The 19,616-nt window shown below is 68.2% G+C and carries 17 protein-coding genes and 1 pseudogene; 14 read left to right on the forward strand and 4 right to left on the reverse strand.

The annotated features are described in order from the left end of the window. Positions 1-251 precede the first annotated feature (251 nt). The 4 genes from NCC78_RS00280 to NCC78_RS00295 all read left to right on the forward strand — a co-directional run bounded on the left by NCC78_RS00280 (position 252) and on the right by NCC78_RS00295 (position 8,027). Entirely contained in the window at positions 252-3,074 is a 2,823-nt protein-coding gene (locus NCC78_RS00280; RefSeq protein ID WP_250790975.1) for a helix-turn-helix transcriptional regulator, read from the forward strand. An 83-nt stretch (positions 3,075-3,157) separates the two neighbouring features. Further along, complete coding sequence (locus NCC78_RS00285) at positions 3,158-5,968, forward strand: ATP-binding protein (protein WP_250790976.1); 2,811 nt, start codon at positions 3,158-3,160, stop codon at positions 5,966-5,968. Between the two features lie 266 nt (positions 5,969-6,234). Next, positions 6,235-6,942: an alpha/beta hydrolase gene (locus tag NCC78_RS00290; RefSeq protein WP_250790977.1), complete on the forward strand. Its 708-nt coding sequence runs from the start codon at positions 6,235-6,237 to the stop codon at positions 6,940-6,942. Positions 6,943-7,244: 302 nt separating this feature from the next. Further along, positions 7,245-8,027, forward strand: a complete 783-nt coding sequence (locus tag NCC78_RS00295; RefSeq protein ID WP_284706189.1) for an alpha/beta fold hydrolase — start codon at positions 7,245-7,247, stop codon at positions 8,025-8,027. Positions 8,028-8,119: 92 nt separating this feature from the next. Here the strand turns inward: NCC78_RS00295 and NCC78_RS00300 are convergent, their stop codons facing one another. Next, positions 8,120-9,973, reverse strand: a complete 1,854-nt coding sequence (locus tag NCC78_RS00300; RefSeq protein WP_250790978.1) for a glycoside hydrolase family 15 protein — start codon at positions 9,971-9,973, stop codon at positions 8,120-8,122. 173 nt (positions 9,974-10,146) lie between these two features. On the opposite strand from NCC78_RS00300, the gene NCC78_RS00305 reads away from it, so the two are divergent. From NCC78_RS00305 to NCC78_RS00315, 3 genes are all read left to right on the forward strand, one after another. Further along, entirely contained in the window at positions 10,147-10,866 is a 720-nt protein-coding gene (locus tag NCC78_RS00305; protein WP_250790979.1) for a DUF4190 domain-containing protein, read from the forward strand. A gap of 93 nt (positions 10,867-10,959) precedes the next feature. Then, on the forward strand, positions 10,960-11,649 hold the full coding sequence (locus NCC78_RS00310) for a DUF4184 family protein (RefSeq protein ID WP_250790980.1): 690 nt from the start codon (positions 10,960-10,962) through the stop codon (positions 11,647-11,649). Between the two features lie 200 nt (positions 11,650-11,849). Further along, complete coding sequence (locus tag NCC78_RS00315; RefSeq protein WP_250790981.1) at positions 11,850-12,020, forward strand: hypothetical protein; 171 nt, start codon at positions 11,850-11,852, stop codon at positions 12,018-12,020. A gap of 62 nt (positions 12,021-12,082) precedes the next feature. Here NCC78_RS00315 and NCC78_RS00320 read toward each other — a convergent pair whose 3' ends face one another. After that, positions 12,083-12,976 (reverse strand): LPXTG cell wall anchor domain-containing protein, encoded by an 894-nt coding sequence (locus NCC78_RS00320; protein WP_250790982.1) that lies wholly within the window; start codon positions 12,974-12,976, stop codon positions 12,083-12,085. Positions 12,977-13,422: 446 nt separating this feature from the next. On the opposite strand from NCC78_RS00320, the pseudogene NCC78_RS00325 reads away from it, so the two are divergent. Next, positions 13,423-13,548, forward strand: a pseudogene (locus tag NCC78_RS00325) (IS3 family transposase); the annotation flags it as partial. Between the two features lie 229 nt (positions 13,549-13,777). Here the strand turns inward: NCC78_RS00325 and NCC78_RS00330 are convergent. Then, complete coding sequence (locus NCC78_RS00330) at positions 13,778-14,545, reverse strand: hypothetical protein (RefSeq protein WP_250790983.1); 768 nt, start codon at positions 14,543-14,545, stop codon at positions 13,778-13,780. A gap of 74 nt (positions 14,546-14,619) precedes the next feature. Between NCC78_RS00330 and NCC78_RS00335 the strand changes: the two genes are divergently transcribed. Both NCC78_RS00335 and NCC78_RS00340 read left to right on the forward strand, forming a co-directional pair. Continuing rightward, on the forward strand, positions 14,620-15,000 hold the full coding sequence (locus tag NCC78_RS00335) for a barstar family protein (RefSeq protein ID WP_250790984.1): 381 nt from the start codon (positions 14,620-14,622) through the stop codon (positions 14,998-15,000). Between the two features lie 186 nt (positions 15,001-15,186). Further along, the gene (locus tag NCC78_RS00340) at positions 15,187-15,624 is read left to right on the forward strand and encodes a hypothetical protein (protein ID WP_250790985.1); all 438 of its coding nucleotides are present in this window, start codon (positions 15,187-15,189) and stop codon (positions 15,622-15,624) included. A 137-nt stretch (positions 15,625-15,761) separates the two neighbouring features. Here the strand turns inward: NCC78_RS00340 and lepB are convergent, their stop codons facing one another. Then, a complete protein-coding gene (gene lepB, locus NCC78_RS00345; protein WP_250790986.1) occupies positions 15,762-16,283 on the reverse strand; it encodes a signal peptidase I in 522 nt (173 codons plus the stop codon). A gap of 194 nt (positions 16,284-16,477) precedes the next feature. On the opposite strand from lepB, the gene NCC78_RS00350 reads away from it, so the two are divergent. The 4 genes from NCC78_RS00350 (at position 16,478) to NCC78_RS00365 (ending at position 19,578) form a co-directional block, all read left to right on the forward strand. Next, on the forward strand, positions 16,478-18,007 hold the full coding sequence (locus tag NCC78_RS00350) for a hypothetical protein (protein WP_250790987.1): 1,530 nt from the start codon (positions 16,478-16,480) through the stop codon (positions 18,005-18,007). Between the two features lie 261 nt (positions 18,008-18,268). Continuing rightward, the gene (locus tag NCC78_RS00355) at positions 18,269-18,772 is read left to right on the forward strand and encodes a hypothetical protein (protein ID WP_250790988.1); all 504 of its coding nucleotides are present in this window, start codon (positions 18,269-18,271) and stop codon (positions 18,770-18,772) included. A gap of 39 nt (positions 18,773-18,811) precedes the next feature. Then, entirely contained in the window at positions 18,812-19,138 is a 327-nt protein-coding gene (locus NCC78_RS00360) for a hypothetical protein (RefSeq protein WP_250790989.1), read from the forward strand. Positions 19,139-19,380: 242 nt separating this feature from the next. Further along, positions 19,381-19,578: a hypothetical protein gene (locus tag NCC78_RS00365; RefSeq protein ID WP_250790990.1), complete on the forward strand. Its 198-nt coding sequence runs from the start codon at positions 19,381-19,383 to the stop codon at positions 19,576-19,578. Positions 19,579-19,616: the final 38 nt, after the last annotated feature.

Here is a 19,616-nt window from a genome sequence, read left to right on the forward strand (position 1 = left end):
TCCCCGGCCACGAATGTCGAGCTTCTTCGCCACGTCCATCAGGTGCTGCTTGCTGGCGTTGGCGTCGACCCCGCCGGCGGTCTTGCCGGAGGAGCCGCGGCCGCCGGCAGCCTTCTTGTCGCTCGGCCCTTCTTGCTCTTGGTCGCCCAGGAACGAGCGCGGTCGGATGGGCCGGTCCGCGAGCGGCCCCTGTTGCGGGGCCCGGGAGCGAACCGGCCGCTGGTCAGGGCGGCCGTGAGTACGATCCAGGCGTGAGCAGGGGCGGCGAGGTGAGGTCCATTCTCCCGGCGCGGGACGGCACGGCGCAGGAACAGTCAGAAGTCGAGCTGATCGGACGTAGCGGGGAAGTGGCTCTGCTCGATGGCTTCCTCGCCGACAGCGCGACCGGTGGTGCTGCCCTGCTGGTATCGGGGGAGGCGGGTGCCGGTAAGACGGCGTTGTTGGACCTGGCCGCACCGCGAGCGGCGGTACGCGGATTCCGCGTCCTTCGCGCGGCGGGTGTCGAGTTCGAGTCGGAGATGAGTTATACCGGTCTCCTCCGGGTGCTGACCCCGCTGCTGGCCGGGCTCGGTCGGCTGAGCCCGGCGCAGGAACAGGCGCTAAGTGTTGCCGTGGGGCTCGCCGAGGGGCAGCCCCCGAGCCAGTTGGCGGTGGCGAACGCGACGCTGTCGCTGTTGCGGGGCTCGACGGTCGGCCAGCCACTGCTCCTGATCGTGGACGACCTGCCCTGGATCGACGCGGTCAGTGCCACGGTGCTCGCTTTCGTCGCCCGTCGACTCGCCGGTAGTCGGGTGGGTTTCCTCGCCGCCTTCAGGACGGGGGAAGGGGGCTGCTTCGAAGGCGCCGGACTCGACGAGCTGGAGCTCAAGCCACTCGACGACGACGACGCTGCCTGCCTGGTGACGATGCGGTTCCCGGACCTGAGCCTGAGGACGCGCCAGCTCGTCCTTGATCAGGCTGAGGGCAACCCGCTGGCGTTACTCGAACTGCCTCGAGTGCTCAGCCAACCGCAGCGAGCGGAGGTAGCGCCAGGTCTTGTCGTCCTGCCGCTAAACAACCGCCTCGAGGGGATGTTCGCCGCACGGGTCAGCCAGCTCCCCGACAACACCCGCAGAGTGCTTCTGCTCGCCGCACTCGAGCGCACCGGGGACATCGGCCTGCTCAAAGCTGCCTCTGCTCGGGAAGGTGGGTTGAGTAGCCTCTCCCACGCCGAACGCGCCGAACTCGTGCATGTCGATATGAGCCGCTCGCGACTCGAATTCCGGCACCCCCTGGTCAGGTCTGCCGTGGTTCAGATGGCGAGCCCAGGCCAGCAACGCTCGGCACACGCAGCACTGGCGGAACAGTTGCACGACCAGCCGTACCGCCGGGCGATGCACCTGGCAGGGGCAACCGAGGGCAAGGACGAGTCCGTGGCGGGACTCGTTGAACGGGCCGCGGTGGAAATGCAGCGACGCGGCGACCCGGTGGGTGCGGTTAGTGCACTACGTCGAGCTGCCGAGCTGAGCCCCCACGGCGGGGACGAGAGCCGCCGGCTTGCCCAGGCCGCCTATCTCCGCGCGGACGTGACCGGTGATCTGCGCGGAGTGCCAGAACTGCTGAACGACGCGCGGCGTGCGGATGCCGCCTCGACACAGTCCCTGGCCTCGGCTGTCGCGCTGTCCTCGCACCGACTTCACATCGACGGAGACCTTGATTCGGCGCACCGTATGGTGGTAGAGGCCATCGATGCGCTTTCCGACCGTGACGCGCCGGATCAGACTCTCATCGAAGCTCTCTACTACCTGGTGGCAATCTCGTCGTTCGGTGCTCGTGACGAACTCTGGCGACCGGTCCACGCGGCGATCGACCGGCTCGGTCCGCGTATCCCGGAATTCCTGGCTCTCCTTGCCACGACCTACGCTGACCCGGTTCGGCTCGCGCGGCCGATGCTCGGCCGACTCGACACGGCGGTCGCGCGTCTGACCAGCGACACCGACCCAGGCCACATCGTTCGGGTGGCGATCGCGGCGGGGTATGTCGATCGGTTGCCCGCCTGCCGCGCAGCACTGTCCCGCGTGGTCGAGCACGGCAGGACCGGTGGGGCCATCACTGCCGCGATCCAAGCGCTCCTGCTTCTGGGCAATGACGCCTTCAGCGCCGGCGAGTGGGACAGGGCGACGCAGCTGTGCGGCGAAGGTCTCGAGCTGTGCGAGAGTCACGGCTACCGGCTGCTCGGCTGGCCGATCATGCACCAACGGGCGATGATCGCGGCCGCGCGAGGCGACATCGACGAAGCACTCGCCGTTGCCGACCAGCTGGACACCGGGGCGACGCCGAGGCGGGTGGGCCTCGTCACCGCCTACGCCTCGGGAATCCGAGCGCTGGCCGCTCTCGGGCGGGGCCAGGCTGACGAGGCGTTCCGGCACGCGAACGCCGTCAGCCCCGCGGGAACTCTCGCCTCGCACCTGCCGTACGCGATGTGGGCCATCCTCGACCTCGTCGACGCCGCCACCCTCGCTGGAAGGCACCGCGAAGTGGCAGCGCACGCGGCTGCCGCCGAACGTGCCCGGCTCCGCGATATCTCGCCCCGCCTGGCGCTCATCGCCATCGGATCGTCAGCGATCGCCGCTCCCGATGACCGCAAGCGAGACCTGTTCGAGGAGGCACTCGCCGTGCCCGGCGCGGACCGCCATCCGTTCGAGTTCGCCCGGATCACGCTGTACCACGGCGAATACCTCCGCAGGAGCAAGGCGGTCGAAGAGGCGTGCGAGCCCCTTGCCGTGGCCCGGCGCATCTTTCAGCGACTACGTGCCGAACCGTGGTCGCATCGAGCAGGTCGTGAGATACGGGCGGCCGGACGCTCCGCAGGCATTCAGCCCGCGGAGCGTGCCGCGCTCACCGAGCAGCAGCGGGAGATCGCGCAGCTCGCGGCGACCGGCCTCACCAACAAGCAAATCGGCGAACGGCTCTTTCTCTCTTCCCGAACCGTGGGAACACACCTTTATCAGATCTTTCCGAAGCTCGGCGTCACCTCTCGCGCCGAGCTCCGCGACGCACTGGCGAAGCTACCCTCGGATGACCGTGACACCTGACAGGAGCGGATCGGCGAAGCTGCCGCCGACCTCGTCGGATTTGGCCCACAGCAGCCAGAAGGCTGGTGTCAGGAGAGGCTGTGATGACGGGTCCTGACGCCACCTGGGGTGGCGCCGGCAGCCGACTCGTCGGGCGCGACTCCGACGTCGCATCCCTTCATGCGTTCGTCGACCGGGCCGTCTCCACAGGCGGCGCCCTCGTGCTGACGGGGGAGGCCGGGGTGGGTAAGACAGCGTTGCTGGAGTCGGCTTCCCAGCACGCGGCGGGAACCGGTACGAGAGTGTTGAAGGCGGCCGGGGCACAGTTCGAGGCCGATCTGAGCTACGCAGGGCTCAACCAACTCCTGTACCCCCTGCTCGACGACATCAACCGGCTCGCCGCCGCGCACTGTCAGGCCCTGACCGTGGCCCTGGGTCTGAGCGGCGGATCACCCCCGGAGCACCTGACGCTGTCGAGAGCCGTGCTGGACCTGCTGCACCAGGCGGCCGGCGAGCGCGGACTGCTGATCGTGGTCGACGATCTTCCCTGGATCGACCGGGCGAGCTCGGTCACCCTTGCGTCCATCGCTCACCGGCTGGCCGGCAGCCGGATCGCATTCGTCGCTGCGCTCCGCTCCGGCGAGGAAGGGTTCTTCGATCGAACCGGCATTGACGAGTACGAGGTCGATCCACTGGACAACGCCGCATCAGCCGCCCTGCTGACGGATCGGTTTCCCGCGCTGGCCGCCCCCGTTCGGCGACGCCTGGTAGCTGAGGCTCAGGGAAATCCGCTGGCCCTGCTGGAGCTACCGGGATCGCTCACCGACCCGCAGCGCACCATGCAGGCTCGGTTGCCGTCGCTACTGCCCTTGAGCCGCCGGCTCCAGAACATGTTCGCCGCCAGGATCGCGGGCCTCCCAGCGCCGACCCGCCGCCTGCTGCTGACCGCCGTGCTCGATGGGACAGGAGATTTGGGCGTACTGCGCGGCGCTGCTGTCGGGCGCCTGTCGACGAATCTCGCGCCTGCCGAAGGGGCTCGGCTGGTGCAGGTGGACCGCGCTGAGGATCGGCTGCTGTTCCGTCATCCGTTGATGCGGTCCGCTGTCGTTCAGCTTGCGATGAGCGAGGAGCGTCGAGAGACGCACCGGTGGCTTGCAGGCCACTACCGGGACCAACCCGACCGGCGGGCGTGGCATCTGGTGGAAGCTGTGGTGAAGCCGGACCCGGAGGTCGCTTCAGTCCTGGAAGGAGTCGCAGACGCGGCTCTCCAGCGTGGCGATGCGGTAGGGGCGGTCACCGCCATGCTCCGCGCCGTCGAAGTGAGTCCTCGTGGTCGCGAGCGGAGCCGCCGGACGGCCGAGGCCGCGTATCTCGGGGCGAATATCACGGGTGATCTGCATCGGGTCACCCAACTACTCGACGAGATTCGTCGAACCGACCCGGGGCGCGCGGCGTCCCTGGCCGCGGCGGTCGCGGGCTCGTCGCTACTGCTGAACGGCGACGGCGACGTCGACACGGCGCACCGGATGCTCGTCAGCGCCTTGGAGATGGAAAGCGACATAGATCTGGCTGAAGAGAAGAATCTCGCCGAGGCGTTGCACATGCTTCTCCTGGTCTGCCTGTTCGGCGGCCGGCCGGACTTGTACGCGCCGTTCGACGCTGTGATCCGCCGACTCGGCTCCCGGACCCCCGAACTTCTCTGGATCACCAGCAAGACCCTCGCCGACCCGGCTCGTACCGCACCGGAAGCCCTTGACCGGCTCGACGCCGTGCTGTCCGGCGTCGACAGCGAGGTGAACCCGAGCCGGATCGTCCGGATCGGCATTGCCTGCGCCTATGTCGACCGGCTGGCCTCATGCCGCCCCGCGTTGTGGCGAGTGGTGGACAGCGGACGTACCGGTGGTGCCGTTGCCTCGGCGATCGAGGCATTGTTCCTGCTCAGCAACGACGGCTTCTTCGCGGGGGACTGGGACCGGACCCTTGCCGCGACCGAGGAAGGGCTCAAACTGTGTGACGACCACGGCTATCGGGTGCTGACCTGGCCCGGGGTTTTCCTGCGAGGGCTCATCCATGCTGCTCGAGGGCGGACGGACGTAGCGTCGTCGCTGGCCGACCAAATGACTGGATGGGCCACCCCCAGGGGCGTTGCCCTGGTGCAGTGCTATGCCGCTCACGTGCGGGCGTTGGCGGCGTTCGGCGAAGGGGACGTTGAGGCCGCATACCAGTACGCGGCTGCGGTCAGCCCCGCAGGAGTCCTGGCCTCCCACAGCGCCCACGCGATGTGGCTCGTCCTAGACCTGACCGAGGCTGCTGCCCGGACGAACCGGCGCCGCGAGGCCGCAGCGCATGCCGCCGCGGCACGGCAGGCGGGAATCGCCGCCATCTCCCCACGTTTGGCGCTGCTCGTGGCCGCCGCCTCGGCTGTCGTCGCTCCCGCCGGCCGGGACGTCGAGCTCTTCGAGGAGGCGCTCTCGGTGCCGGGTACGCAGCGCTGGCCCTTCGACCTGGCCCGGGTCCACCTGATCTACGGGGAACGTCTCCGTCGGATCAAGGCCACCACAGAAAGCCGACGGCATCTCACCCAGGCGCGCGAGACCTTCCAGCGGCTGGGGGCCGTCCCGTGGGTCGAGCGGGCCAGCGCCGAACTGCGAGCAACAGGCATCGCCATCCCCAAAGGTGGCGCCACACATCTCGCAGTGCTTACGCCCCAGCAACAGCAAATCGCCCTGCTGGCCGCGCAGGGCATGACGAACAAACAGATCGGCGCTCGGCTCGCTCTCTCCCCGCGTACCGTAGCCACCCATCTGTACCAGCTGTTCCCCAAGCTGGGCGTCACGTCACGCGCCGGCCTGCGGGACGCCCTCACCCAGCTGTCGGCGACAGAGATCGGCGATCCACCGCGGCAGGACGAATAGGCGGCCGGGCGCAGACGGCCCAGGCGGGGCCATAGGTAGAACAGGTAACGAAGGTCGTTCGGTGTAGGGCCGGGAAGAGCAGGCATTCACCCCGCAGTCCTCAGCTGAGGGGCCGGGCATGCGTAGGCGTGAGGCGTGCCGCGGGCAGGAAGGGGCCCGCCCAAGGCCTTCCCAAAGGCAAGTCAAATGACTGAATCGGCCATCACCACGCCGCCCTACTGTCGTAGACGCGCCGAACGGTGGCGCTCAGAAACAGGAGGAACACAATGAGTGCAGATTCGACGACGAAGAACGTCGTCCTCGTGCACGGCGGCTTCGTCGATGGCTCCGGCTGGCAGGGCGTGTACGACCAGCTCACCAACGACGGCTTCAACGTCACCATCGTTCAGAACCCGACCCTCTCGTTTGAGGGGGACGTGGCCGCCACCCGCTGGGTCCTGGACGGCCAGGATGGCCCGGTCGTCCTCGTTGGCCACTCCTACGGCGGCGTCGTCATCAGCGAGGCAGGGAACCACCCCAACGTGGCCGCGCTGGTCTACATCGCGGCGTTCGCTCCCGACCAGGGGGAGTCGGTCCAGACCCTCATCGCCAACCCGCCGCCCGGCGCGCCGGTGCCGCCGATCCTGCCGCCCCGGGACGGCTTCCTGCTGCTCGACCGGGAGCAGTTCGCCGGATCCTTCGCCGCCGACCTGCCCGCGCAGCAGGCCGCCTTCATGGCTGACTCGCAGGTGCCGTGGGGCGTGGACGCCCTGAGCGGTCAGGTGACCGAGCCGGCCTGGCGCACCAAGCCGAGCTGGTACCTGGTCGCCACCGAGGACAGGATGATCCCGCCGCCCGCGCAGCGGGCCATGAGCGAGCGTACGGGCGCGACGGTGGCGGAGGCTGCTGGAAGCCACTCGATCTATGTGTCCCAGCCCGCAGCGGTGGCCTCGCTGATCAAGGACGCGGCCAGCGGAGCACACAGCCCGTCCTAGCTCGACGACCCCTGGAGACCCTCGTCGCCTGCCGTCGGATGGACGGTCCGCGACCAGGTCTTCCCACGCCACCCCGGCACGTCGAGCCGGCTGAACAGCCGCTGCCGAGCCTGGGATGGATCCCTGCCGACTCTGATTCGGCCTGTTCCTCATGCCTGACCAACTCGGCCGGTATCCACCCGCCGGGGCGCAGCGCTGCGCGCCTTCGTGTCTCCACCCCGAGAGAGAGATAGAAGACAATGAACCTTCGCCGTATCCTGCGGCCTTCCGCCTGGCTCGCAACCGCCGGTGCAGCCGTCGCTGTGGCAGGTGTACTCGCCTCGACGGCCTCCGCCGCGCCGATGCACCACTTCGGCTCGGGAAAGGACAAGCCCACGGTCGTGCTGGTGCACGGAGGCTTCGCCGACGCCACCAACAGTTGGAACGGGGTGGTGAAGCGGCTCCAGGACGAGGGCTACCCGGTCATGGCGCCGGCCAACCCCCTGCGCGGCCTTGCCACCGACTCGGCGTACCTCGCCAGCGTGCTGGGCAGCATCGAGGGGCCGGTCGTCCTGGTCGGCCACTCCTACGGCGGGGCCGTGATCACCAACGCGGCCGCCAACGACCCTGACGTCAAGGCCCTCGTCTACATCGCGGCCTTCGTGCCCGACAAGGGCGAGACGCTCGGAGAGCTGATCGGCAAGTACCCCGGTAGCGAGATCCAGCCCGCCCTGAACCACGTGCCCTTCCCCAACCCGGACGGCTCGACCGGCACGGACCTCTACATCCAGGCCGACAAGTTCCGCGACGTCTTCGCCGCCGACCTGCCGGAGTCGACCACCACGGTGATGTCCGCGACCCAGCGGCCGTTCAGCGCCCAGTCCTTCGCCGATACGACGCAGGCGGCGGCGTGGCACACCATCCCGTCCTGGGGTCTGGTCGCCACCGCCGACAAGGCAATTCCGGCGGAGCTTGAGCGATTCGAGTACCAGCGGGCCGGTGCCCGCAAGGTGGTCGAGGTGAGCGGCGCATCTCACAGCGTCATGGCCAGCCAGCCCGGCGTGGTGACCAAGCTCATCGTCGAAGCGGCCAACGCCACCGACTGACCCGGCGGCATACGCCAGGTGCAGTTCAGGCGCTGCGACGTGCGGGCGGTCAGCCCAAGGACGCCCTTTGGGCTGACCGCCCCGCCGTCCGTTCACCGTCGCTGGTCGTTCACCGGCCGACCGCTCTCCTGAAAGGACGGGATGAGCCGGCCTGGTGCCGGCGGAAGGTCGTGACTCCCGGCGTCCACGTCAGTGAGGTCTCCGGCGGCGTTGATGAGGCCGATGTGTGAGAACGCCTGAGGGAAGTTGCCCAGGGCTTCCCCGCTGTACGGGTCGATCTGCTCGGCGAACAGGCCCAGGTCGTTGACCCGGTCGGCGAGCCGCTCGAAAAGCTGCCCGGCCCGGTCGCGCTCGCCGGTCAGCGCGAGGCAGCTGACCAGCCAGAACGAGCAGATCACGAAGCCGGCGGGGTCTCCCTCCCAGCGGCGTAGCAGCCCGTTGTGAGACAACCGATCCTCGATTAGCCGGATGGTGGAACGCATTTTCGGGTCATCGGCGGGAAGGAAGCCGACCAACGGCATCAGCAGCACCGACGCATCCAACTCCTCGGTGTCGAACGCCGCGGTGAAGGCGGCAAGCCGGTCGCTCCAACCCCGGGTCAGGACGGCTCGGCGTACCTCATCCCGTGCCGCTGCCCACCTGGCGACGTCCGCCTCGGAGCCGAGGCGGGACCCGAAGCGTACGGCTCTGTCCAACGCCGTCCAGCACTGCACCTTCGAGGACACGTAGTGGCGTGCGGCGCCGCGTGCCTCCCACATCCCGGCGTCCGGCAGGTGCCAGTCCTGCTCGGCCCGCTCGATCATCGCGCGCAGCAGTTGGCGGACGTGCGGCGGCATCGGGTCGAGATGCTCGCGCATCAGCCAGGCAGCGGCGAGCGCCTCGCCGGGCACGTCGCTCTGACGCTGCTGCCAGGCGTCGTTGCCGACCATTACCGGGCGGCTGCCGGCGTAGCCGGCGAGGTGGTCGAGGTGGTGTTCGGTGAGGTCCCGTTCCCCCTCCACGCCGTACATGATCGGCACGATGCCTTCGTTCACGCCCATCGACCGCGCCAACCACCCGATCTGCAGGTTGACCTCATCCGTGCAAGCCACGCGCCAGAGCGCCTCCAGTGTGAAGCTGAAGTCGCGTACCCAGCCGTAGCGGTAGTCGTAGTTACGCTCGCCGCCCAACTCCTCGGGCAGGGACATCGTCGGGGCGGCCACCATCGCGCCACTGGGCCGGTAGGTCATGCCCTGCACCACCAGCGCGCTGCGTAGTACCTGGTCCCGGTAGAGGCCACGGTAGTCGTGCAGACCCATGAAGGAGCGCCAGCCCGCGACGGCGTTGTCGATCACCTGCTCGGCGTCGAGCATCGCCGGCGGTCCGGCGCCGTAAGCCGGTGCGTACCCCACGGTGAAGCCACGCGTCTCGCCGGCCCGTACCGTGAACGATCCGGACGCCTCCCCGGCCTCGCAGACCAACGGGACGGTGGCGCGCAGATCCAGCCGGGCCGACGCGGCTATAGCGACCAGCGCGTCGTCCTGCCGCACCAGCTGGGCGGCCATCCGGCCGTACTCGAACCGTGGCCGGTAGTGCAACCGTAGTCGAACCTCGCCGGAGAGCCCTCGCACCACCCGGGCCAGCACCCTCGGCGAGCGCAGACCAACCTCATGGCCCCGCGCACCCGGTTCCAGGGCCAGCGCGTCGATCACCGCCACGGTGCCGGTCGCGGTGGTGAAGACGGTGCGCAGCACGAGCGTATCGGTCAGATAGGCACGTTCCGTGCTGAACCTACCCTCGGGGCGGATCACCCAGTGCCCGGCCTCATCATCAAGCAGGCGGGCGAACACGGACGGAGCGTCGAAGCGTGCAGGGCACCACCAGTTCACCGACCCGGCGCGGTCGACCAGCACCGCGCTGCGACCATCCGCCAAGAAGCCGTGCTCCGCGATCCGTCCGCACCCCATGTAACGGACTACCCGAGCGGAACGGAGTGACACGCCACGTCCTGCCTCGAACCACCGTGCAAAGCCTGACAGCAGCTGAAAACCTCTCAGCACCCAAGCCACCCCCAGTCGGGCGCCTTCCACAGATCACAGTGGGTCTGCTCCGGCCCAAGATCGTTGATATGGTCCCGGCCGTGGCCCAACTCGATCCGCTCGGTCAACCCGCGCTGCCGCCTTACCCATCCGCGCCGTCTGGCGACGAGAGGTCCCAATACCAGCCGTATCCGCAGTACCAGCCCCACCAGCCCGTGACGCCCGACCCGGGCATCAACGGCTTCGCGGTGGCCTCCCTGGTGCTGGGGGTCATTGGTGGGGTCCTGCTCAGCGTGATCTTCGGCATCGTCGCGCTCGTCCAGATGCGTACCCGGCCCTACCGTGGCAAGGGGCTGGCGATCGCCGGCCTGGTGCTCTCCGGTGTTTGGGTGCTGGGCCTGGCCACACTGATCGTGGTGGCGATCGCGTCGGGTGCCGACCGCGACCCCTCCGGCGAGCTGACCGACGGCGGTTCGGTGAGCGCCCGGCAGCTGCGGCCGGGCGACTGTGTCAACGACCTTCAAGACAGCGACAACGTTCTCAGTCTGCCGGCGGTTCCCTGTGCGCAACCACACGAGGGCGAGGTCTTCGCCGCCTTCGCGTTGTCGGGACCCGACTGGCCCGGCGAGGGGCACGTGTTGGAGAAGGCGGACCAGGGCTGCCAAGACCGTTTCGAGTCCTACGCCCCGACGGCGGACTTCGAGTCCTTTGAACTCTTCGTCCTCTATCCGACGCAGCGGGCGTGGATTAGAGGTGACCACAATGTCACCTGCGTCGCAATGGATCCCGCCGGCAAGAGCACCGGCTCCCTGCGCGGCTGACCCCGCGGCGACACGGCCGCACCGCTGCGCCCTGCCTGTACACCGCCAGCGGTGACAGTGCACCAGGGATCCATCCGAGCGAGGGAGGGCGAGGTGCCGTTCACCGGTAGTCACGTCGCGGCCGTTTTGCCGCTGACGCGGTCAGCGTGGCTGGTGCCGTCGGCCTTGGTGATCGGGAGCATGGTTCCTGATCTGCCTTACTACGTGCCGCTGCCGGTGGAGGCGACGCTGACCCACTCGCTTGCCGGCGTCCTCGGCGTTGACGTGGTGCTGGGTTTGGTGGCAGTGGCCCTGTGGCACGGGCTGTTGGCTCGCTTCCTGATCGCCATCTCGCCGGTCCGGCTACGCGATCGCCTACCCCCGCCCGCGCGTCGACGTTCTCGGCCGGCTGTCCGTGTGGCGATGGTGGTCGTCTCGCTGGTGGTTGGCGCGGCGACTCACGTGGTGTGGGACTCGTTCACGCACGACGGGATGTGGGGTACTGCGCACATCGGCTGGCTGGCCGAGTCGCACCTCGGCACGGCCGGTTATCGCTGGGCGCAGCGCGTGAGCGGCGTCGTCGGTGCCGCCGCCGTCGTGGTCTGGCTGGTCCGATGGTGGCGTGCGCGGTCGCCCGCGACCGCGACCGCGCAGTGGTCCTCGGCCGAACGCGTGCTGGTGGTGGTGGCTTGGACGCCATCGGGCTCGCCGCCGCTGGCGGCGCCGCGCTGGCCGCCACGGAGGAGGTGGCACCGCAGCGAATGGTGTTCCTGGCCGTCACCCGTGCTGGCGGTGCCGGTATGACGACCGCGACCGTCCTCGCGGCCTGCTACGCCGTCGTGGCCCGGCACGACCACCGATCCTGCGCTGGCCGCAGCCGCTCAAGCTAGCCCAGGTTGAAAGCTGTCAAGCTCTTATGCCTCGCCCTGATGCCATCCTGACTGCGGCACGCCGGAGTCAGTGCGTGCGGCGATCGGCAGCTCTACGTCCAGACCGCGGGCCCCGTGCCGTCCTGGACCGTCGTCTGCGCCACCAACCGGCTCTGCGCCGGCGTCGGCCTCGTCGAGGGCGAGGGCTGCCCGTGCGGGATGCCCGGGGCGGTGGAGGGCGTCGCCCACATCTGGCCGCACCCCCTCGTCCTCGGTGCGGTCGCGGGGGCCGCACTGACCCGGTAGCCGGGTCGGGCAAAGACGGACGCCCCCACCACCTCACGGCAGCGGGGGCGTTCCGGTGAAGGTCAGGCGTCGAAGCGGACCCGACGGCGGCGCGCCACCACCAGCGCCACGCCAGCGAGCACCGCGATCACACCGACGGCGCCGAGCGCAGTGGCGTTGACACCGGTGACGGGAAGGCCGCCCGGCGCGGCGCTGGTGGTCGGCGGGGCGGTGGTCGGCTTGAGGGGGTTGGACTCGCAGCCAATCCCCGGAGTGCCCCTGTTGCCGTCCAAGCCCCACGGGTCGTTGTTCACGTCCACCAACGTGACCCGGTACTTCACGTCAGAGCAGTTGACCGTGCCGGGAGGGTTGGGGAAGTCGGCGCACAGGTTCTGCTTGGTGCCGGTGTAGACGTACGCCTCGCAGTCGCGCGGCTCCGCGGGCTGGCTGGTCGGCGGGGTGGTCGGCGTCTTCGTCGGTTCGGCGCCCGGCTCGACCGCCTGGAAGTTGATGGCCTTGCCGTCGATCTTCAAGTTCTTCACGACCACTGTGCCGGCGGTGCCGTTGTCGTACACCACGCCGGCCGCCCCGATGGCACCGGCTTCCGCGACGGTGAAGGTGACCGCGCCGTCCGCGCCGCACTGCGTGCCGCCGCCGATGTTCTGATCCCACGAGTTGGTGTTGACGCCGCCGACGACGACGAAGACGCGCGGGGCGCCACCGTTGCACACCGCGCCGTCGGACAGCTCGTAGGAGAAGCTGATCTCGGTGCCGGTCTCGACCTCGACGCCGAGGTTCGCGGCCTCGACGGAGGTGTTGCCGCCGGTCAGCGTGACGGCGTGCTGGCCGGTGATGGCCGAGTCACCGTTGGCCGTCCACACCGGATCGCCGGGAACGGCCTGGGCGGAACCGGCCAGAGCCAGGGACGAGAGAACGAACGCGCCGACCGCGGCGCCGACAATCCTGAGCGTGCGCATAGAACCCCTCGGTTGAGTGTCGGTTCCCGCCTGTCGGCGTGAACTGGGCAGTCCGACAGGATCAACGACCGTCCGGACCACGCAGAACCCGAGGAACACTACTATCAGTCGTCAATCCGTGACTGTCACCTGTTCGGGCCCGGGACGGTCGGTCGCGCGGCCCACAGCATGCACGCTGGACGACAGAGCGGATCGGCTGTTCGGCCCATGCCCGGCTCCTGCACGCCTACCTCGCAGCGAAGTCCCGGGCACGGGCGACCTGAGAAAATGCCTGCTGCACCACCCTCGACGCCAACCAGGGAAGGGCGACCAGTGGAGACCGACATGCAGTACGCGTTGATGCAGGCGGCCTAACGAGGCCTGGGACACCAACGAAGCGCAGCGGGTCGAGGGCTTCGACAACATCATCGTCATCCCCGACACCGTCCTGAACGAGGGGGACGGCCCTGGGCTTCAGCAAGCATGCCTACCACGCATGGCGCGCCGACCCGGTCTCACAGCGCCACTGGGACGACGCCCACCTGATCAACGCCGCCCTGAACATCCACCACGACGACCCCGCGTGCGGATACGGGCGCGTGATCCTCATAGCTGAGGCTGGGGAGCTGGTCGTGCCAGCTGTACCAGCCCCACTGAACAATGAAGCCGTCGGCGTCGCTGTCCGGCCCTGGCTCCAGGCCGTCGACCGGCTGGGCAAGAAACTCGCGGAACGCCTTCCACGCCGCCTCCACTTTTCTATGCCGCGAGTCGCGCGTCCGGTTACGTCCAGGCAACATCGGACATCAAGTAGCCGATGTGAGGTCAGTAGTCGAGGTAGATCGGGGCTTCGGCAATGCCGTCGTACACCGTGGCGACCTGCAGTTCGGGGTCATTGAAAAGATGAGCTTCACCCCGGTATACGGCAATGACCTTTTCCCCGCCCCGCCACCAGGTGTCCGACACGCCGGCGACTTCCGGGAACGGTTCCAGGTTTGACAGATCCAGTCGGTCAACAGCTGCGCCCCGCACCTTGGTGATCTCGGACGCCCAATGAGCAGCCCGGTACACCAACGCCAGGGACTCGACCCAGCCGGCGACGGACTCGTGCAGCACTGCCCTGCGGCGACTGTCCTCGATGCCGAACTCCCCACGAGGACCGATGAAAAATCCGTAAGGCATGGAGAACCGCTGGTCACCCGCGTCGAACCACCAGTCACCCGTCGAGTCCATCTCGGGCATGTCGCTACGGAAGATCTTCGGGCCACCTTCATAGTGTGGCGCTGGAGGTAGCAACAGGCCCCCCCACATGGCTTCGAACGCTGCCATCCGGTCGACGACGGTGGCCGGAATGCCGTGGTTGAGCCAGTGGTCGCGGATGTCGCTGCTCATCTCGCTGTAGAGGCGGTGTCCGTCGCCGTGGACGAAGCTTCCCGCACGCCTGGTCAACGCAGCCGTTATGGGTTTCTCCTCAACAACTCGATCATCGGGGCATGCGCATTCTGCCGGTTGGTCGCTCCGCTCTGCCAGGACTTTCTCGACGGAAGAAACCGTGGCGGTCAGCATCCCCATCTGCCGCTCACCGCGCTGCATCGCTTGACCATGCGCCGAGGTGAGGGAGGGACTGTTAGCTTGCCTCGCGGTCGGGGGACGCCGACACTTGCCGCGTGACGACGGTGTACGTGATCGACGGGAGGCGGGTGCAGACGCTTGAGGACTTCTGGCGAGTGATCGGCGAAGCTGTGAACGGTCCGGGTGGGTACTTCGGCCGGAACCTCGACGCGCTCCACGACTGTCTGCACGGAGGGATGGGTGCCCCCGAGGACGATGACTACGTCTTCGAGTGGCGCTACCACGAGGTTTCCAGGCGCAATCTTGGATACACCGAGACGGCAAGACAGCTGAGAATCCGGCTCGATCGCTGCCATCCGTCGAATCGGCCCTTGGTCAAGGCTGATCTCAGGGCCGCGAAGGCTGGAACCGGGCCGACCGTCTTCGACTGGCTCACTGGCATCCTCGACCAGCACGGCAAACTTCGTCTGGCATAGCGCTACCGCGGCTCAGGCTCGGGGCAGGCGTCCTCGACCCGTCTGTTTGAGGTTCCTCCCGGGTCTGGACACCGTCCCCTCCTGGCCGACGACGCTGGGGCTTGTTGACCGAGTCGAAAGCATCCGTCATGCCGCTGACCGCGCGGTCAGCCATCGACGGCGGCCCTTTCTCCCTACGCTGGCAGCATGGCCACGTGGACATGGTCGGATGCCTGGGTCTTTTCGTCGATCAAAGGCACCGGTCCGGACGATGGTTACAGGCTGAGCGAGATCCTCATGACGGCCGACACCATCAATCACGCCGTCCTGACCGAAGCCGAGTTCACCCGTGCAGTGCCCCGCCTTCTGGCCGTGGGCCTAATCGGGGCCGATGCCGAAGCCGACCGCTACTGGCTTACTGAGACCGGTCGGGCGCTGTACCGACAGCGGATGAAACGACGCGGCCTGTTCGGCTGGATGGACGCGATCCCTCCGGCGTTGGGCCGACTCGGCGAGCCGCAGGACAGCGCTTGGTCTCTGCCCGCGGGTGCCTTCGACCAGGCGGTTCGTGAGTACCTCAAGCAGGCCAAGCAGACCCTCAAACGGCTGGGCGGTCCAACAGTCCAAGATCCGCCAGTGTCGTGATGCAGCTTCTCGGTTACTCGATGAGCGCCTCCCTGACGCGTGGGCGCAGCATCCAACCGACGTACTCTTTGCCGCCGTCCGCGCGCTTAGCGTCGGCCACCTCGGTACGTCCGTGGCAAGTGTCAGGTGCGCCCTGGTCAGTCGACCATTAGGGCGAAGACCGACGACACCGGCACCGGCCCCGCACACCGGGAGTCGTTCGACCGGGCGCGGCTATCGCCCATCACGAAGACGGAGTCGGCCGGCACGGTAACCGCGGCGAACCGGCGCGGCCCGCAGTAGTTCGGGTTCGGCGGCTCGTTGAGCGACGCGTCCTCAGCCACATACGGCTCGGCCAGCGGCTTACCGTCGACCGTCACCTTGCCCGAGGTATCGCAGCAGGCGATGGTTTCGCCGCCGACCGCGACGACGCGTTTGAGTAGCGGCGCCTTACGGTCACCCCAGAGACCGCCGGGGGAACGGATCAGGACGACATCGCCGCGCCGTGCCTCATACGTGCCGGTTACTGTCCGTGCGGTGACAACCTGGCCGGCCTTGACCGTCGGCTCCATACTGACGCCGCCCTGGGTGAACTGTTCGGTGGCTCCCGTCTCGGTCGCGTCACCGTCGCCGCAGCCGGCAACAGCCATCACGAGAAGGAGCACCATCAGTCTGCGCATCCGACGGATCCTGCCAGAAGAGCCGGTGCCGTGCGGTCCGCCGGGCGCGGGGCTACCCGGCACTGCTGCCCCAAGTCACATGCGCTGTCATGCCGCTGAGCGTTCGTCAGGCTGTGTAACGGAGCGGCTCGGGCGTGGGTACGTCCGGCTGCGCGACGTAGTCGGCGCGCGTCGCCAGCTCCCGCGCATGCAGCGTGGCCACGGAAGTGACGCTCGCGTGCGGCCTGATGGATGATCGTCCGGTGGAGCGTGATGCGGGGTTGCTTCGGGATGCGCTGAAGGCGCTGTTCGAGGATGAGGTGCCGGTTCGGCCTGGTGCCATGGCGATCGTCGCGGCGTCGCCGGTGACCACACCGGAACACCGCGAGGTGCTGGCGCGAGTGCTGCGTGGGTCTGTCGCGGACCTCCTGCGGCAGCGCGGGCCGGTCGCGTGGCGGCCTCAGGACGTTGCGCAGGTTTGCGCGGCCACCGGGCTCACCCGGGCGGAGAGCGCGTTGCTGCTGGCCGGGCTGCCACTGCGCGACTGGGACGATGACGACTTCCTCTCTGAGGCGCAACTCGCCGTCCTCGGCCTGACCGCCCGAGAGGCGACAATCGCGCGCATGGAACTGATGACCGTGCCGGTCGAGCATCGCGTCCGGGTCCTCGACGCGGCCATGCCGAACGAGCCGGCCGTGCTGTGGGAGAACGGTCCACTTGTCGGACGGCTCTGCGCCACCTGGATTGCCTTACAAGGCCACCGCATACCCGTGCCTGAGCAACTGCTCGCCGACCTCGGTACGGTGATGGGGTTTCCCACCGGCATTCTGCGGGTTTTCGGCGCACCGAGACCCGGAGATTGGCTGCACACCGACGGCCGGTGCCGTATCGAGGCTGGTGCCGTGCTCACCGAGGCGGCGGACGGTGGCGAGCCGTTCAGCGACCGGCACCTGCCGAGTGCCGCTACCGGACTTGCTTGGCTGGCCTATCACCTGCCGGCCGGCGATCCGATCCGGGCGAATCTTGCCAGTGTCTACCAGTTGATCCGGGACCGGCTACGCAACCCGGATCTGCTGATCGGCACAGTCCTGCTGCGCGACGACGCAGTACCGACGCCGCTCCCGCCGGGGGTCATGGTCGGCGCGTCCTACCAGTCTGGCCTGACGTCGTATCACCTGCGTCCGGCTGCGATCGCGGACCCGGATGATCCCGCGCTCAACGTCGTGCCAGATCACAGCCCCATCTCGGTCCGGCTGATGCTCGACCCCGCGTTCGAGCGGATGATCAGAACGCTGGAGACGAGTGGTTTGCCCGCTGGCGCGTACAGCCAGAACGCTTTGCTGTCCGCGCCGGATACCGTCGAACGGATCGCCGCCCGGTTCGGTCTGAACCGACCGGAAGCGTCGCTATATCTGCAGGTCCTTGCCCTGCCAGACCCGACCGAGCAGAACCTGTTGCGTTGGAACGGCTGGGACGACCGGCAACTTGCCGACCTCGGCTCGACGCTGCTGGCGAAACGGTTGCTCGTCGAATCCGAGACACCCGGACGCCGCCTCGCCGTCCCCGGACCGTGGCTCAGCCCGAGGTTCGTACCGCCCTTCGAGGCGTGGAAGTCTGCTCTGTACGGGGTCGGTCCGGGTGAGGAGCCGCTCTACCGGTGGGTTCTGGTCACCCGCCCGCTGACCGACCTGTTCCACGACGCCGCCAGCCGCGTCATCATCGAGTTCCCCCATCCCGCACGTTGAACGCCTCCAAGATTTCCATGATCTCCACATCAGACTTGGTCATAGGTCTCTCCGGGGCCGGGTCAGCACTTGATCAGCAATCAGAGCCAACCCGACCGGGGGACTTCCCCATTCATCGACTGTTGGTCGCTCAAAATCAGGCGCACTGATTTGCCGCAATCCGCGCGTCACGTAGCGTGAGGGTGGCGCCTGCCGCTCGCCGACCGGAACTGCCGATGAGCGGATGCCCTGGAGGCTCATGGGGTGTGATGATCGGCAGCGATGAACAGCAGTGATCATTCCGTGTCGATGACCGTGACACTGGGTTGGGTGGTGGCGCCGTCGCGGTCGGTAGTGCTGGCCTGCGGCGGGTTTCTCGATGAGTGGACCGGCCTTGGGGAGTTTTTGTCGGTTCGTGCGAAGCGGGCGGCGGATACGGGCGGTGCTCACCTGCAGGACTGGGTCGCCGAGGCGGTCGCCGTGCCGGCCGGACCAGGAGCGTTGACGGTGACTGCGCGCACCCGGCCCGGTACCTACGGGGCGATCGACACCGTAGCCACGCTTGACATCGACCTGAACCTGCCGTGGTCGGCGGTGTCAGCCGGAAAGGAACCGGTGGTGCTGGGTGACCTGCCCGTGGACCCGTGCGGGATGGTCATCGGTGACGCGGTTGCGCTTGATTCATGGGTCGGCTTCCTGCCTGCGGCTCGCACTGTTGACGGGTTAGCTGACCTGCGGATCTGGGGTAGAGGCGATGAGGAGGCCTGGGCGCACTTTGGTGCGTAACCGATTCCGGCCTTCCACACCAACGGCCTGCACGGCTGGTTGGATCTACCCGTCGAAGTCGCGCAAGAGCGGGCGGCGGCGATCAACCGGTGGGCGGTCGCGCGGGGTCACTTCGCGCACATGGCGTCGGTTGACCTGCACAGCCATCAGCATCTCGGATGGCGAGCCGGCTGGCAGGATTCCCTCGGCGCCGGAGTGATCGAGGTGGCCGGCTGCCCGATCCTGTGTGTCGGCTGGGCACCCAGCGAACTTCAGCGATTCACAGCAGGCAGGTCGTTTGGACAGGTGTACCCGCTGACTCTGGAGCACGTGGCGGGCAAGGCCGTGCTGCGGTGGAGCATCCCGCCCGCCGCCACCGAGGTCTGACGAGTTCGGCAATCGACACTACGACGCTGATACCTGCACGCTCATGCCGCTGTGGATCGAGCGTGGGGGCAGCCGGTGCGCCCATCACCGCCCGTAGCCGGGCCTCGCTGGCACGGACGTTCTGTCAATGTGAGCGACATTCGTCGCTGGTTGTCGCCACCGGCGCCGTGGCAGGCACCACGGGCGGGTCCGCCGACCGTTCGATGGGCCAGCTCCTAACCGGGCCTGCTCTGTAGCTGCTCATGGAGCTGGCCAGCGGTATTGACAACCGCAACGAATTCGAACACCTCAATCTGGTCGACGTCGAAGCTGCCGGTGACGATCGGCGGCGGCGCATAGGCATAGATCTGGCCGGCGTCCAGGCCAAGCCCGCGCCGGTGGTATGCGGCCCCAGCGAGGCCGGCCAGAAGGTACCTGTCCCGGCCAGCCCCGGTGTCTAGCTCGGCCTTGAGGTCGGCACGGGTGTTCCACCCCGGTA

This window comes from Micromonospora phytophila, from assembly GCF_023656545.1.
GTDB classification, from domain to species: Bacteria; Actinomycetota; Actinomycetes; order Mycobacteriales; family Micromonosporaceae; genus Micromonospora; species Micromonospora phytophila.

What these genes read in the sequence shown, in the direction of transcription:
- NCC78_RS00285 (WP_250790976.1), top strand. Translation starts at nt 3,158, where the DNA reads ATGACGGGTCCTGACGCCACCTGGGGTGGCGCCGGCAGCCGACTCGTC.
- NCC78_RS00290 (WP_250790977.1), top strand. Translation starts at nt 6,235, where the DNA reads ATGAGTGCAGATTCGACGACGAAGAACGTCGTCCTCGTGCACGGCGGC.
- NCC78_RS00300 (WP_250790978.1), bottom strand. Translation starts at nt 9,973, where the DNA reads ATGGGGTGCGGACGGATCGCGGAGCACGGCTTCTTGGCGGATGGTCGC.
- NCC78_RS00320 (WP_250790982.1), bottom strand. Translation starts at nt 12,976, where the DNA reads ATGCGCACGCTCAGGATTGTCGGCGCCGCGGTCGGCGCGTTCGTTCTC.
- NCC78_RS00330 (WP_250790983.1), bottom strand. Translation starts at nt 14,545, where the DNA reads ATGCAGCGCGGTGAGCGGCAGATGGGGATGCTGACCGCCACGGTTTCT.
- NCC78_RS00340 (WP_250790985.1), top strand. Translation starts at nt 15,187, where the DNA reads ATGGCCACGTGGACATGGTCGGATGCCTGGGTCTTTTCGTCGATCAAA.
- lepB (WP_250790986.1), bottom strand. Translation starts at nt 16,283, where the DNA reads ATGCGCAGACTGATGGTGCTCCTTCTCGTGATGGCTGTTGCCGGCTGC.
- NCC78_RS00355 (WP_250790988.1), top strand. Translation starts at nt 18,269, where the DNA reads ATGAACAGCAGTGATCATTCCGTGTCGATGACCGTGACACTGGGTTGG.
- NCC78_RS00365 (WP_250790990.1), top strand. Translation starts at nt 19,381, where the DNA reads ATGGAGCTGGCCAGCGGTATTGACAACCGCAACGAATTCGAACACCTC.